Genomic DNA, 14494 nt, shown 5'->3' with positions numbered 1-14494 from the left:
CATGCATATATTGATAACTCGTCCAGAAGGGAAAGGCACTGAACTTGCGCTTGCGCTTCAGCAGGCGGGTTATCGAGCAACCCAGTGTCCAGTGCTTACCCTTGATTATCTTACCCCAAGTAGTAGTGAGCTCTCACCACTTGAGAATGCTGATAAGATCATTTTTATCTCGCAGGATGCTGTTCATGCATTGTTAAAGCTCACGCCCACAATTAATAAAGCAGCACAACTTTATGCTGTTGGACAACAAACGGCAGATGCAGTGTATGAAGCCTTTGGGCGTCGAGCTGCAGTGCCGAAAAATCATGACTCAGAGGGCTTGCTCGAGTTAAAAACTCTACAAGATGTAGAGTTGGATAATATTGTTTTGGTTAAAGGTGAAGGTGGGCGCACAACGATAGCGAAAACCTTAAAACAACGTGGGGCACTTTTAAATCAGCTCGTGGTATACAAACGAACTGCAATCGAGAGTGAACCAGGTAAGTGGATGGACCACTGGCAAACAATTGATGTAGAAGGTATAGTCATTACCAGTAATGCAGCTGTTGACGCCATTTTTAATGGTCTCAATGAATCGCAGTTAGCATGGTTAAAAGCGCGACAATTTTATGTTGCCAGCGAACGTATCGCTGATTATTTAAAACAACAAAATGTAGCAAGAACGCAGATACACATTGCTGCAGGGGCAAGCGATAGTGCTATGTTCGCCTGTATTGATAAGCAAGGTAGCAAAATGAGTGAAGCAGATTTAAAACAAACCACAAAGCCAGCCAGCGCTGAGCCTGCCAAAAAAGCACCTGCAGCTAAACCAGCAGCAGTTCAGCATAAAAGAGGGATAAGTAAAACAGGAAGCTTGGCTTTACTCATTTCACTCCTTGTTGCCTCGGCTGTGGGATATGAGTTTTATCATAAACTTAATGGCGATCAACAATCTACTCTTGCTATTAATGAGCTGACAACAGAAAACCAACGTTTACAGCAACAGCTTGATGCGGTGAAAAGTGCCCAGCAAACATTGCAGCAATCGCTATTTAATACTGAACAAAAAGTTACTGATGCGCTGAATGAAAGTGCTGAACAAACGCAGCAGCAGCTGCAAGCGGCTTTAAAGCGTGCCGAGCAGCAAACTTTTACACTTAATCCGCAAGAAGTCACAAGCTTGCAGCGTATGGCTGAGTTTAAACTCTGGGCTGAGCACGACTACCAAGGTGCTGCTGCTGTATTATCTCGTTTAGATAGCTTGCTTGCTGAGCATCCTGGAACAGGGGCTATTCGCCAAGCAATTCATCAAGATTTGCAAACATTAAATGCCATTGAGCCAGTTGCTGTAGAAGCCATTTATTTAAAGCTGCACGGAATCAATCAGCAAGTGACTGAGTTGGCATTTAATGCTATTTCTCTACCTGAAGAAGTAAAACAAGAAGATCCAAATCAGCTTAGTGAAAACGTCAGTGAGTGGCGTCAAAACCTTGCAAAATCTTGGCAGCAATTTAAAGACTTCTTTGTCACAGTTCGTACCCGTGAAGACATGGTTGTTGCGCCATTTTTAAGTGAACAAGAGCGTCATTTAGTAAAACAACGCCTAAGTTTATATATCGCACAAGCGCAAGACGCCGTATTAACAAAACAAAGCAGTGTGTACTTTAGTGCAGTTGATGCAGCGCATGACTTAGTGAAAGATTACTTTAAACAAGATGATGCAGTCACTAAAGCGGTATTAACTAGCTTAACTTCACTTTCAAAAGAGCAACTCGATTTCAGCCCTAAAGTGTCACTGCAAAGTACTGAGCAGGTGAAGGAGTGGGCACAATGATCCGCTTCTTATTGATAATCATCGCTATTGCAGCTTGCTTAGGAATAGCCCCTTTTTTTATTGATCAAAAAGGCTATGTGCTTATTGCTTTTAACAATACCACGGTTGAGGGCACTATTTGGGGCGTCACTGCGTTAGTTTTGTTGGCTTTTGCTGCGATATTCTTGCTTTATAAATTGGTGCGTTATTTGTGGTCTTTGTATAGCCATACGCGACATCGTTTTTTTGCTCGAAGTGAAGAGCGCAAACATGCTGCAATTGAACAAGGGATATGGAGTTTAATTAATAACGATTACACTGAGCTTGAGTTAGCACTTGAAAATAATAGTGTGGCAGAGCAATGGAATGATGTGCGTTATGCTTTACTTGCCAAAGCAGCATTGGCAAATAACAACCGTGAACAAGCAATTAGTTATCTTGATAAAATTAGTCAAGACAAGCAGCTAAAAGTCGCTAACTTATGGGTTGCAAGTGGTGAGACGAGTACTATTTTTGCTGACCTTAAAGCCTTGGCAGAGCGTAAAAAAGCCTCTAGCTTAGAACTTAAAATGTATGCTCACGTCCTGATGCAAGAGAAAAAGTGGTCGGCGCTTAATGAATTTATGCCTCGCTTATTACGTAAAAAAGCACTTTCAGATAACGAATGGCGTCAGCTATTTGACCATTATTTTTCTGCGCAACCTAGCAGTGAGCTGACAACACGTTATGAGCAATTAGCCAAGAACTTAAAGCCGTTAGCTGAAGTGAGCTATTTTTCAGCTATGGCGCGCGTGGGTGATCTTAATAAAATTGAGCTAAGCTTAATCAAAATGCTAAAAAAACCACTTCAGCATAAAGATTTATCACGTATTTTACGAGCTAGTACGGCGGGTGATGCACTCAAACTGCAAACAAGCTTGCAAGATATATTAAAAAAAGACACCGAAAATACAGACCTGCTATTAGCCTTAGCATGTTTAGCAAATGCTCATGGCCAGTACGACTTAGCTGCACGAGTATTTGATAAAGCACTTAATGCAGATAATCGTGACGAGTATTTGCAGCAAGCAGTGCTAAGTTATAGTAAAAGTGCTCAACCAGATAAGGCCCTGGTACTGTATCAGTAATTTTGGCTTAGCCTGCACAGGAGCGATGGCTTGAAAAACTTATTTGCGCTGACACTAAGTATCGCTTTCGCTTATTTTCTAACAGGGTATTTAAGTAATTCTCTTTTGGCTATCGACGGCTATGCTGTTGCAGCATGGCCCCCTTCTGGTATAGCTCTGGCCAGTATCTTACTTAGTCGAAACCGTGCCTTGCCTGGGGTGTTGTTGGGGGCTTTCTTAGTCAACCTTATCCATCTCGATAAAGTTACTGATATTTTACATTGGCAAGTTATGTTACAAGCCATTGGGGTAACAGCAGCATCTACTTTCCAAGCCTGGTTGGCTTATTACATTATTATTCATGTTGTAAAACGTCCTCTTGAACTATCTTCGCTAAAACAAAGTGTGCAAGGGTTAATCATTGGCGGCCCACTTTGCAGTCTTATCGCAGCATCGACAGGGACTGCGCTGTTGGTCATCAATAATGTGATTCCTAGCTACGCGGCACTTAATAATTTTATTGCTTGGTGGATTGGTGACAGTATCGGAGTACTCATTTTTACTCCGTTAGTTTTAGCGGCATTCAGTTATAATCATGCACGGCAGCGACTACAAATTATTGTTCCTTCACTATTAATTTATATGATTATTTGTGTCAGCTTTTATGGCGCAGCAAGTGTTAAAAAGGAGAAAGATTTACAGCGCAAAGAAGCAAAAGTAAGTGCAATAAAAACCAATCTTGAACACAAAATTGATGAAATTAAGTCTCATCTGTCGTTATTGGCAACCTTTTTTGCAAGTAGTGACATGGTTGATTTTGAAGAGTTTAAGCGCTTCACCTCAAGACAGCTGCAATACAGTAAAGAGATAATAGCGTTTGAGTGGGCACCAAAAGTGATTAATTCACAATTGGATAATTACCAAAATTTGCTGCGCGAAGAGCTTGGGCCTAATTACTATATCAAAGAGAAAAATTCCGCGGGACAATGGCAAGCGGTTAGTCAGCGTGCTATTTATTTTCCGGTGCAATATATCCACCCATTGCAAGGCAACGAGGCCGCACAAGGTTTTGATTTAGCCTCCCATGAACTGCGCAGGCAGGCACTGACAGACGCTCGTTTAATAAAAAATGTCACAGTGAGTGAGCCTATTACCTTGATGCAAGGTGATGGTAACGATAAAGGAGTCTTGTTCTTTAACCCTGTTTATTCAGACATAAATCATCAAGTCGGGTTTAGAGGTTATGTTGTTGCTGTGGTTAATTTAGAGTTGCTGGCGCAAACACTAAACTTTAATCAGAACACAGAGATTGATGCCAGCTTCTATGACGTTACCGACGGCAGTAACCCTGTCGAAATTTATAACCCTCAACGTGTTGGAACAACGGCCATTGCGAGCTTTAATTTTATTATTGGTGAGCGTGTCTGGCAGGTGAAATTATGGGAGTCAGTCGCGCAATCGTCTTGGTTGCCTTATTGGCTTGCACAAATAGTCGGTATGCTGTTTGTTTGGTTATTGATCACCTTTTTGATTTCAGTAACCGGTACTAATATTCAAATTCGTCAGCAAGTAGCAAAACAAACCCAAAGCCTTCGTGAAGAAAAACAAAAAGCGGATAAAGCCAGTCAAATAAAAAGTGAATTTTTGGCGAATATGAGCCATGAAATACGCACTCCTATTAATGGTATTAAGGGGTTGCACTACTTGGCTATGCAAGAGCAAGATTGGCCGCAAGCACGTAGTTATATTGATCAAGCCGATGGTGCATTGAATGTACTATTAAGAGTTATTAATGATGTTTTAGATTTTTCTAAAATAGAAGCTGGGCGCTTGGAAATGCATCAAGAGCCAATCGATGTTAATGCGCTTGTTAGTGAAGTCTGTAATTTGCTGCAATTTGAATTGAACACTCGCTCTTTAGAGTTTGACGTTGATTACGACAGCTCTTCGCAGTTAGTGATTTACACCGATCCTATTCGGTTAAAACAAGTGCTGTTAAATTTATTAAATAATGCTGTTAAATTCACACCACAGGGGCATATCACTCTACGTATTTGGCAACAGCGTGAGTTTACTTACTTTAGTGTTATTGATACCGGTATTGGTATTAGCAAAGAAGCGCAACAGCGATTATTTCAGCCATTCTCGCAAGCAGATAGTTCAACCTCACGCCGTTTTGGTGGCACAGGTTTAGGGTTAAGTATTTGCCAAAAATTGGTTTCGATGATGGGTGGCAGTATCAGTTTGCAAAGCGTTGAAGGGCAAGGTTCAACGTTTACTATTTCAATCCCTTTTGAGTCACCTTTATCAGAGGTTATCCAAAGTGATGATGAAGTTGTTGATATTGATGTCAGCTCATTATCATTCGCAGATTACGCAATACTTTTAGTTGAAGATAACCCGCTAAATCAGCATGTCGCTAGCTCTATTTTAAAAACCAAAGGCTGTCAGCCTGATATAGCAAAAGATGGCCACGAAGCTATTAAGATGATTAGTGAAAAAAGCTACGACCTTGTACTAATGGATATTCAAATGCCTAACATGGATGGCCTGCAAGCGACTAAGGTTATTCGCAATGAGCTGCTGATCTCCGAGTTACCGATTATTGGCTTATCGGCAAATGCCCATGATGATGACCTTAAGAAAGGCCTCGCCAGTGGCATGAATGGTTATCTAACTAAGCCAATTGACGCTGATAAATTGTTTAAAACATTGTGGCAGCATCTGCACGGCAAAAGTGCTTTATAAAGCAGACAATTGACCTCTTAAAAGTAAATATATTCATCTACACTTGAATTATCGTTGTGGGTACGTATGATCCGCGAAAATTTTCTGAACTGAGTACTAATTATGATCAACAAGACACTTCCTTTGCTTGATATTCATCGTCATCTTGACGGTAATGTTCGCCCACAAACGATCTTAGAACTTGGTCGTCAGTTTAATCTTGAATTACCAGCAGATACAGTAGAGGCGCTGATCCCTCATGTTCAGGTTATTGACCCTGAACCAAATCTTGTCGCCTTTTTACAGAAGTTAGATTGGGGTGTAAAAGTACTCGGTGATTACGATGCCTGTCGTCGTATTGCCATCGAGAACGTTGAAGATGCTATTGCACAAAGCCTAGATTACGTAGAGCTTCGTTTTAGTCCATATTATATGGCACAAAGCCAAGGACTGCACCCGCAAGGTGTCGTAGAAGCGGTGGTTGATGGTGTTAGGAGTGCGTGTCAAAACGCACCAATTAAAGCCAACTTAATCGGTATTATGTCGCGTACTTATGGCACTAAAATTTGTCAGCAAGAGCTTGATGCGTTACTTGCTTTTAAAAATGATTTAGTTGCTGTTGATTTAGCTGGTGATGAAATAGGTTTTCCGGGTGAATTATTTGTTGATCACTTTAAGCAAGTTCACGATGCATACTTAGCTGCCACGATTCACGCTGGTGAAGCGCGTGGTAGCGAAAGTATCTGGCAAGCAATTAACGAGCTTGGTGCAACGCGTATTGGCCATGGTGTAAAAGCGATTGAAGATGCAGCGCTTATGGATCACTTACGTGATAAACGCATTGGTATTGAGTCTTGCTTAACCAGTAACATTCAAACTAGCACTGTTGCTGAGCTTGCAAAACACCCGCTAAAAACCTTCTTAGACCATGGTATTTTGGCATCAATTAATACTGATGATCCGGCAGTTGAAGGTATTGAAATTGCGTATGAGTATCAAGTAGCCGCGCCTGCAGCTGGTTTAAGCCAAGCCGATATGGAAAAAGCGCAAGCTAATGCGCTTGAAATTGCTTATTTAAGCGAGGCAGATAAAGCGGCTTTAAAACAGTTAGCTGCTAATCGTTAAGCAGCTAACTTACACTTGGTGCTCTTGGCATGAGACATAGTTTTCATACAATGCCTTGAGCACATCTCCTCGGCTGATCATGCCAACAACCTTACCACCCTCGATAACTGGGTAATTCTTTGGCTTACCCGTTTTCATGGCATCTGCCAGCTCAATGATATTTTGATCGCTACTTACGGTAACAACATCGGTGCGCATAAGTTGTTTTACCTTTACCACACCATCGCAGAAATAACTGTTTTGCATCAGCGGTTGCAAAAGCTCTTGTTCAGATATAAAGCCAACTAGGCTTTTGTTGTCATCGAACACAGGTGCGCCCAGTAATTTAAACTTTTGCAGCTCGCTAATAGCGGTGGTCATTTCAGTTTCAGGCGTAATGTGTGGCAACTTACGTTGCATAAAGTCTTGTACTTTTGTATTTAGCATTTGGGTCTCTCCCCATCGTTATTCTAATCAGAGTATGGTCAAGGAAATGCTGTTTGTGAAATTGTTTAGATGGATTAGGGCGATAGGTAAAACAAATAAAAAAGGCATCCAATTGGATGCCTTAAAAATAATCTGTATCACTTAGCTATTTAATGAATGCAAATGCATCGGCATACATGTTTTCGCGGATTGCGCCATGATTTATGAAATCATCGCGAACAACGCCAATCATGTCGAAGCGACCTGCCATGTAAATATCGTATGGTTCTAGCGACACGATATCTGCCATAACGGCTTTGTGAACGTAACCAGTTTTGCCTGTCCAGCTTTGCGACGCATTTTCAACTACAGGAATGTATTGGAAATGAGGGTTACTGTTTGCCCATGCTTGCATTTCGTCATGCGCATATAGCGCAGCTTGCTCACGTACACCCCAGTAGAATAATACCGGGCGCTCACAGCCTATTTCTGCAAGGTGATCAGCCATTGATTTGGCATAAGAAAAACCGGTGCCGCCAGCAAGTAGAATAATAGGGCGCTCACCCTCTACACGAAGTTGCGATATGCCTAGACCCACTTCAACATTAACTTGTTGTTGCTGAGCATGTGCTTGACGCAAATGATCAAGCGCTTGCATCGCGTATGAATCAGCACCTGAGGCACCAATGTGTAGTTCAATTTGCTCAGTTTGCGACGGGCGGCTTGCAATAGAAAAGGCACGCTTATCTTTTTCGCCTAATACAAGTTGCATATATTGGCCTGCCTCGAATGACACAGGTTGCTGTGGTTTCAAAATGACCTTATGTACGTGGTCTGTAAGCGGGCTGATCGCAACAACGTCAGCGAGTAATGTTTGCATAGTTTACCTTTATAAGCACAGAAGCAAATTCGGTTATGAATCGCACTCATAACCGTTAAATTTTGAGCAGTTTAACATAGACACAGCTTAGAGAATATCTAAGCTGTCCCATAATTCATCAACTCGTTCTTTGATTTTTGGATCCATGACAATGGGCTCACCCCATTCACGATCTGTTTCACCAGGCCATTTATTGGTTGCATCCATGCCCATTTTTGAGCCAAGGCCTGATACTGGCGATGCAAAGTCTAAATAATCAATCGGTGTGTTTTCGATTAACGTTGTATCGCGCGCAGGATCCATACGCGTAGTGATTGCCCAAATTACGTCGTTCCAGTCGCGTGCGTTTACATCGTCATCGCAAACAATCACGAACTTGGTATACATAAATTGACGTAAGAAAGACCATACCCCCATCATCACACGCTTGGCATGACCCGGGTATTGTTTTTTCATCGTGACCACCGCCATTCGGTATGAACACCCTTCAGGTGGCAGATAAAAATCTACAATTTCAGGAAATTGTTTTTGTAGAATTGGCACGAACACTTCGTTTAAGGCAACCCCGAGTACCGCCGGCTCATCTGGTGGACGGCCTGTGTAGGTACTGTGATAAATCGGGTTTTCACGATGCGTGATGTGAGTCACCGTCATGACCGGAAACTCGTCTACTTCATTGTAGTAACCTGTGTGATCGCCATATGGGCCTTCAGGGGCTGTTTCACCCGGCATAATATGGCCTTCAAGTACGAACTCAGCGGTAGCAGGCACTTGTAGGTCATTTGAAATCGACTTAACAACTTCTGTTTTACTACCGCGTAGTAAGCCCGCAAACGCGTATTCGCTTAGGGTGTCAGGTACTGGCGTTACAGCGCCTAGGATTGTTGCAGGGTCTGCCCCTAATGCGACCGATACAGGATAGGGTTCGCCTGGGTGCTCTTTACACCATTCACGAAAATCTAATGCGCCACCACGGTGCGATAACCAACGCATAATAATTTTGTTTTTACCCAGTAGCTGCTGACGGTAAATACCTAAGTTTTGGCGCTTTTTATAAGGCCCTCTGGTAACCGTTAAGCCCCATGTTATCAAAGGTGCTGCATCACCTGGCCAGCAATGTTGGATAGGCAACTTGGTTAAGTCGACATCATCACCTTCAAGTATGACTTGCTGACATGGTGCTTTTTTTACTTCTTTAGCGGGCATATTCAACACTTGTTTGAATACCGGGATTTGGCCTAGTGCCTCTTTAATGCCTTTAGGTGGCTCAGGCTCTTTTAAAAAGGCTAATAGCTTACCGACTTCGCGCAGCTCACTGACATCATCTTGACCCATTCCCATTGCTACTCGCTTTGGCGTACCGAATAGGTTAGCAAGTACAGGAATAGAGTGACCCTTAGGATTTTCGAATAGCAGAGCAGGGCCTTCTGCACGCAATGTACGGTCAGCAATTTCGGTCATTTCAAGGTAGGGATCGATTTCTTGTTTGATCCGTTTAAGTTCACCTTTTTGTTCTAGTAGCTCGATAAATTCGCGAAGATCTTTGTATTTCATTCTGGTCGCTTAAACGCTAAATAAATTGTCGCTATTATACTCAAAACCATTAATTAAGCGAATTTAGCCGCGACAGTTTGGTTAGCTTTGCTTTAGCTGACAATGATATTTTTTTCCTTTCAAAATAAGCATGGCTTCGTCGCCTTTAGACCAAAACAACACATGATCATCGCTGTACTTTACGCCTGAACCACTGACTTCTCGATATAAAGTGTAAGTATTATCGACGAATGAAAGCGTTGCTTCGTCTTCATTATTATCAACAATACTCGCAGTTAAGCCATTATCACATAGATAGTTGTTTGCCGTGACTTGCTCAGCACACGCGCACAAAGTGACTAAAGCGAGCCCTGAGAGAAGTTGTTTGTTCATGGAAACACCCCTGTTTTTGAATGAACTCTAAGCCTAACAAAGAAAAATTAACCGTTGGTGAAAATGGCTGGATAAGTTATGTTGACAGTGTACTTAATGGGCAAGGAACCACCATGGCTGGCACTAATTTATTAACCTTACTTGATGATATTACAACTCTTTTAGACGATATTGCGACTATGAGTAAAGTCGCAACAAAAAAAACAGCAGGGGTGTTAGGTGATGATCTAGCTCTTAATGCCCAGCAAGTGACAGGGGTAACTGCTGATAGAGAATTACCAGTGGTTTGGGCGGTAGCAAAAGGCTCATTCATTAATAAGGCCATATTAGTGCCAGCAGCTTTGTTTATTAGTGTTTGGTTGCCTTGGCTTATTACTCCTTTATTAATGATTGGTGGGCTATTTTTGTGCTTCGAAGGAGCTGAGAAAATTATCGAAAAACTGTTTGGTCACGATAGTCACGAAGGTGAGCAACTGGTTGAGCAGCAAGACTTGCAAGAATACGAAAAGCAAAAAGTTAAAGGCGCTATCCGTACTGATTTTATCCTCTCTGCAGAAATTATCGTTATAACATTAGGCACGGTTGCTGGTGCAACTCTGGTAAATCAAGCTTTAGTGCTCAGTGTAATTGCAATTATAATGACCATTGGCGTGTATGGGTTGGTTGCAGGCATTGTCAAACTTGATGATGCTGGTTTGTATTTACTGCAAAAAGCGCAGCAAAGTGGCGGTAAGTTTAAAGAGCTGGTTGGTAAGTTTTTACTTGCTGCGGCACCCAAACTAATGCGCTTTTTAGCCTTTGCAGGAACGGTTGCTATGTTCTTAGTTGGCGGTGGCATATTGGTACATGGTATCCCTCTTTTACATCACGCCCAGCAGGGTAGTACTGAGTTTGTAACGGGTTTACTTGGTAAAACGGGTGAGCTGGTTTCGCCGGTTATTTTTGATGGTTTGTTGGGAGTTGTTGCAGGGGTTGTGATTGTCATATTCGTTAGTCTTTTCAAGAAAATTTCAAAGTAGCTACGCGTTGAGGGTGTACCCATTGTTAACTTTTTAGTATCTTTATTAACAATTAAGATATAAAAGGAATTTTATGAGCAGATTAATAATCGTTATTTCTTGTTTGCTACTTAGCTTTACTACTAATGCCAAATCTGAATTACTTGATATTCAAAACTTTAGTAAAGCAAGTGAATTCACAGGTGTTAAAATTTCTCCTACCGGTAAGTATTTAGCAGTAATCACACAACCTGAAGGCAAGAATGCTTTAATGATACTGGATACAGATACATTTAAAGTGCTTCATGCCATCCACTTTCCTGGTAATGCTCAAGTCGGCAACTATTACTGGGTGAATGAAGAGCGTATTGTATTAGCCAAAGAGTACCTAAAAGGTTGGAAAGATCATCCTGAATACCATGGTGAGTTGCTTGGTGTAAACGCAGATGGCAGTCAATGGAAGTACTTGGTTGGTTATCAAGGTGAAAGGCAAACAGGTACGAGAATTAAAAAGGCAACCCTGTATTAGGGACATCTTATGTGCTTGATCCACTGGTAGAAAATAAGCGTAAAATGTTAGTTTTAACCATTCCATGGACAGCTGCCAACGAACCTCACACAATTGTATATGAAGTAGATGTCTATCGAGGGTCAAGAAAAAGGATCACACGTTCACCTTCAAGGATGGCTAGTTTTCTGACTGATCATGAAGGTAACGTAAGAGTATCTGCTTCGACGGATGACTATATTAATCCAAAAATATATATTCGCCCTAAATCAGGTGGTGAGTGGGAAGAGCTCAACTTAAAGGACGTTTCATATAGTGATGTTGGATTGCATGCTTTTGATAGCACAGATGAATCTGCTTATGTGACGGCTTCTGTTAATGGAGAAGCTAAAGGGCTTTATAAATTAAATCTTAAAACTAAACAATTTGATCTAATTCACAAAGAAAAGAGTGTTTCACCCAAGCAAGTATGGGTGGATGAAGTCTCAAAAGAGCTTTTTGCTGTCGAGCATGAATTAGGCTATCCAACCTACTCATTTGTTGGTAATAACTCTAAGAAAAGTCAGCAGCTAAAAGCTCTTTTGAAAGTACTTGAAGGTCAGCAGGTTCAATTAGTTAGCAGTACCGTAAATGGTGATAAGAGCGTCATTTTTGCTTCAAGCGATACTAACCCAGGCAGTTATTATTTATTTGATGCAAAAACGAATAATCTCGGTTTTCTATTCTCATCGAGAAGTTGGATTAAACCTAGTCAAATGGCGATTACAAAGCCTATCAATTTTACAGCACGTGATGGACTAGCTATCTACGGTTACTTAACTATTCCGAATAATGCTGAAGAAAAAAACTTACCATTAGTAGTAATGCCGCATGGTGGTCCTCATGGTCCTAGAGATTGGTGGGGATATGATTCAACAGCTCAGCTGCTTGCGAGTAGAGGAATAGCTGTACTCAAGGTTAACTTTCGTGGTTCAGGTGGTTTTGGACGAAATTTTGAACGTGCCGGTCATCGCAAGTGGGGGCGGGAAATTCAATACGATATCATTGATGGGGTAAAATATCTTATTTTGAATGGTACTGTTGATAAAAGTAACATTTGCATTATGGGTGCCAGCTTTGGTGGATATTCGGCGTTACAAAGTGCGATCTTGGAACCTGATATGTTCCAGTGTGCGATTGGGGTTGTAGGTGTATATGATTTACCACTCATGTTTGATGAAGGGGATGTATCAGAACGTGATAGCGGGCAACGTTTCTTAGAAGTAGTATTAGGTGAGGATGAAGAAGAGTTAAAGCGTTTTTCACCTAGCTACAATGTAGAAAAGTTGAAAGCCCCGGTATTAATTGTTCATGGTGGCGAAGATAAAAGGGCGCCTATAGAGCAAGCTGAGTCGTTAATTTCGGCTTTAAAGAAAGAGAATCATCCTTATATTTATGAACTATTAGATGATGAAGGTCATGGCTTTTATAAAGAAGAGCACCGTACTCTTTACTATAAAAAGGTATTGGCGTTCTTAAATGATCATTTAAAACTTTAAATAAAAAATGCCGGCGAGAAACCTCGCCGGCAAGGATTTAGCACGGGAACGTAAGCGTGCTAGTGTGCAAGGTCTTCCTTCAAGTTATACAAACTCAAAAGACGATTCGTTCACTAAGTAATACAGCCCAGTTGCAATTTAAAACAGAGTAGGGAGAGTGACTCTGCTTTTGCTAACACGTATTTATAAAACCAACAAAATAATCTAAATACTGCGCCACACAAAAATGTTATAACATAACAAAAACAAAGTAAATAGTGAGAACCATATAAGTAGGCTGGTTTCTTGTGTGTGATATTTATGGGTAATAGATTATTGAGTATTCAATTTACTACAATCGTAACTCAAGCATAGCTCTGCGAGTTCAATCTTCGCTTTCGGATTCCCTTGTAAGGTGGCTTTGTTAAGCCAGTAAGCTGCTTTTTCGTTATTCACTTCTGTCCCTTGGCCATCTCGATACATCTGACCCAAGTTTAATTGACCCCATGAATAACCTCCTTTGGCAGAGAGTGTAAAGCTTTCCAGTGCTTCCTTAAACTGGCCATCTTTAAAATAGGTGATGCCTTGTTGGTTATGTTTATCAAGCTTAACGCCTGCATACAAAGGCTTAGGTTTCGGGGGGTGCATAACAAAACCACCATACAAGCTATATAGCTCTGGTCGCATTATTTTGTATATGCTGTTGTCTTCATAAAACTGCTTTACTTGCTGTTTAGTAAAAGTCATGGTTTTACTAGAAAAGTAATCATCTTGCACCAGCATGCTGGTACGCATCGCAATCTCGATGTCTTTATTGTACTTGTAAGTGTAGTTAGCAACTCGAAAAGTCATGCTCTTGTCATCAAATTCAACGAGTTGGGCTACTTTCAGATTATTTATACGTTTTGGTTCACCAGTAAATTTGTCGGAATAAACAAAATAGGTGTCGAATTTTTTTGGTTCATTCAGGTAGCGAATTTCATTATCAGCTTGCTCATGTATCCCAAGTATTGCTTTCGTTAAAATATAAACTATTAATACCAAGCCAATAAAATATTTTATGAAAGAAGCCAGCTCTAGGGGGGGAAGAGAATACCAAGATACAGCTGATGTGTAGCCACAAGCATCGCATTGGTGCTGATAATTAATTGATAATGGAATAATTGGCAAAATACTAAAGCGCAGTACTTTACTGTGATTACTCAGTGAGAAGTGCTCGCTATGACAATGAGGACACGTTTTTTGCTTTTTGTAAAAAACATCAGCAGCGGCGGTGTTAAATAAAAGCATAGTTTCTTCCTGAAGGTTGCTTTCAATAAATTAGAACAAACACGCTGAGTTAGGAAGCCGCAAACTGTAACTAAATATGAATTAAGTGTGTAGATAGCTCTTTTCGTTTAGAGAAACAATGCATTCTCTGCTATGATCCACTGCATCTTCGAGGATGTCCCTCAATTATCAAGTTTGGAATATTACTGTGACTGCTACTGCTTTTTCATCTTTGGCTTTG

General features: G+C 41.1%; 12 protein-coding genes. 7 read left to right on the top strand and 5 right to left on the bottom strand.

Annotated features, from left to right (window positions below):
- Position 1 precedes the first annotated feature (1 nt).
- From L1267_RS21110 to add, 4 genes are all read left to right on the top strand, one after another.
- Complete coding sequence (locus L1267_RS21110; protein ID WP_138557870.1) at positions 2-1813, top strand: uroporphyrinogen-III synthase; 1812 nt, start codon at positions 2-4, stop codon at positions 1811-1813.
- Positions 1810-2919 carry a heme biosynthesis HemY N-terminal domain-containing protein gene (locus L1267_RS21105; RefSeq protein WP_138557869.1) on the top strand — a complete coding sequence of 370 codons (1110 nt, stop codon included), beginning with the start codon at positions 1810-1812 and terminating at the stop codon, positions 2917-2919. Before L1267_RS21110 ends, L1267_RS21105 begins: the two co-directional genes overlap by 4 nt.
- Before the next feature lie 30 nt (positions 2920-2949).
- Entirely contained in the window at positions 2950-5646 is a 2697-nt protein-coding gene (locus L1267_RS21100; RefSeq protein ID WP_235384022.1) for a CHASE domain-containing protein, read from the top strand.
- A 102-nt stretch (positions 5647-5748) separates the two neighbouring features.
- Complete coding sequence (gene add, locus L1267_RS21095; protein ID WP_135923172.1) at positions 5749-6750, top strand: adenosine deaminase; 1002 nt, start codon at positions 5749-5751, stop codon at positions 6748-6750.
- Positions 6751-6759: 9 nt separating this feature from the next.
- Here the strand turns inward: add and L1267_RS21090 are convergent, their stop codons facing one another.
- The 4 genes from L1267_RS21090 to L1267_RS21075 all read right to left on the bottom strand — a co-directional run bounded on the left by L1267_RS21090 (position 6760) and on the right by L1267_RS21075 (position 9961).
- Positions 6760-7176 (bottom strand): CBS domain-containing protein, encoded by a 417-nt coding sequence (locus L1267_RS21090; protein ID WP_054554669.1) that lies wholly within the window; start codon positions 7174-7176, stop codon positions 6760-6762.
- Positions 7177-7321: 145 nt separating this feature from the next.
- Positions 7322-8035 (bottom strand): NAD(P)H-flavin reductase, encoded by a 714-nt coding sequence (gene fre / locus L1267_RS21085; protein ID WP_135923173.1) that lies wholly within the window; start codon positions 8033-8035, stop codon positions 7322-7324.
- A gap of 87 nt (positions 8036-8122) precedes the next feature.
- The gene (gene ubiD / locus L1267_RS21080; RefSeq protein ID WP_135923174.1) at positions 8123-9589 is read right to left on the bottom strand and encodes a 4-hydroxy-3-polyprenylbenzoate decarboxylase; all 1467 of its coding nucleotides are present in this window, start codon (positions 9587-9589) and stop codon (positions 8123-8125) included.
- An 81-nt stretch (positions 9590-9670) separates the two neighbouring features.
- Positions 9671-9961 (bottom strand): MliC family protein, encoded by a 291-nt coding sequence (locus L1267_RS21075; RefSeq protein ID WP_138557865.1) that lies wholly within the window; start codon positions 9959-9961, stop codon positions 9671-9673.
- A 113-nt stretch (positions 9962-10074) separates the two neighbouring features.
- Here L1267_RS21075 and L1267_RS21070 point away from each other — a divergent pair, with 113 nt between their 5' ends.
- From L1267_RS21070 to L1267_RS21065, 3 genes are all read left to right on the top strand, one after another.
- Positions 10075-10980, top strand: coding sequence for a DUF808 domain-containing protein (locus L1267_RS21070; RefSeq protein WP_235384028.1), 906 nt, complete (start codon positions 10075-10077; stop codon positions 10978-10980).
- A gap of 73 nt (positions 10981-11053) precedes the next feature.
- Positions 11054-11488: a hypothetical protein gene (locus L1267_RS23790; protein ID WP_328248495.1), complete on the top strand. Its 435-nt coding sequence runs from the start codon at positions 11054-11056 to the stop codon at positions 11486-11488.
- An 11-nt stretch (positions 11489-11499) separates the two neighbouring features.
- Positions 11500-13005 carry an alpha/beta hydrolase family protein gene (locus L1267_RS21065; RefSeq protein WP_328248494.1) on the top strand — a complete coding sequence of 502 codons (1506 nt, stop codon included), beginning with the start codon at positions 11500-11502 and terminating at the stop codon, positions 13003-13005.
- Positions 13006-13317: 312 nt separating this feature from the next.
- On the opposite strand, the gene L1267_RS21060 is transcribed toward L1267_RS21065, so the two are convergent.
- The gene (locus L1267_RS21060) at positions 13318-14274 is read right to left on the bottom strand and encodes a tetratricopeptide repeat protein (RefSeq protein WP_235384021.1); all 957 of its coding nucleotides are present in this window, start codon (positions 14272-14274) and stop codon (positions 13318-13320) included.
- Positions 14275-14494 lie beyond the last annotated feature (220 nt).

The sequence above is a fragment of the Pseudoalteromonas sp. OFAV1 genome (assembly GCF_021532595.1).
Taxonomy (GTDB): Bacteria; Pseudomonadota; Gammaproteobacteria; order Enterobacterales; family Alteromonadaceae; genus Pseudoalteromonas; species Pseudoalteromonas lipolytica_C.
This window is presented reverse-complemented; position numbering and strand designations above follow the sequence as displayed.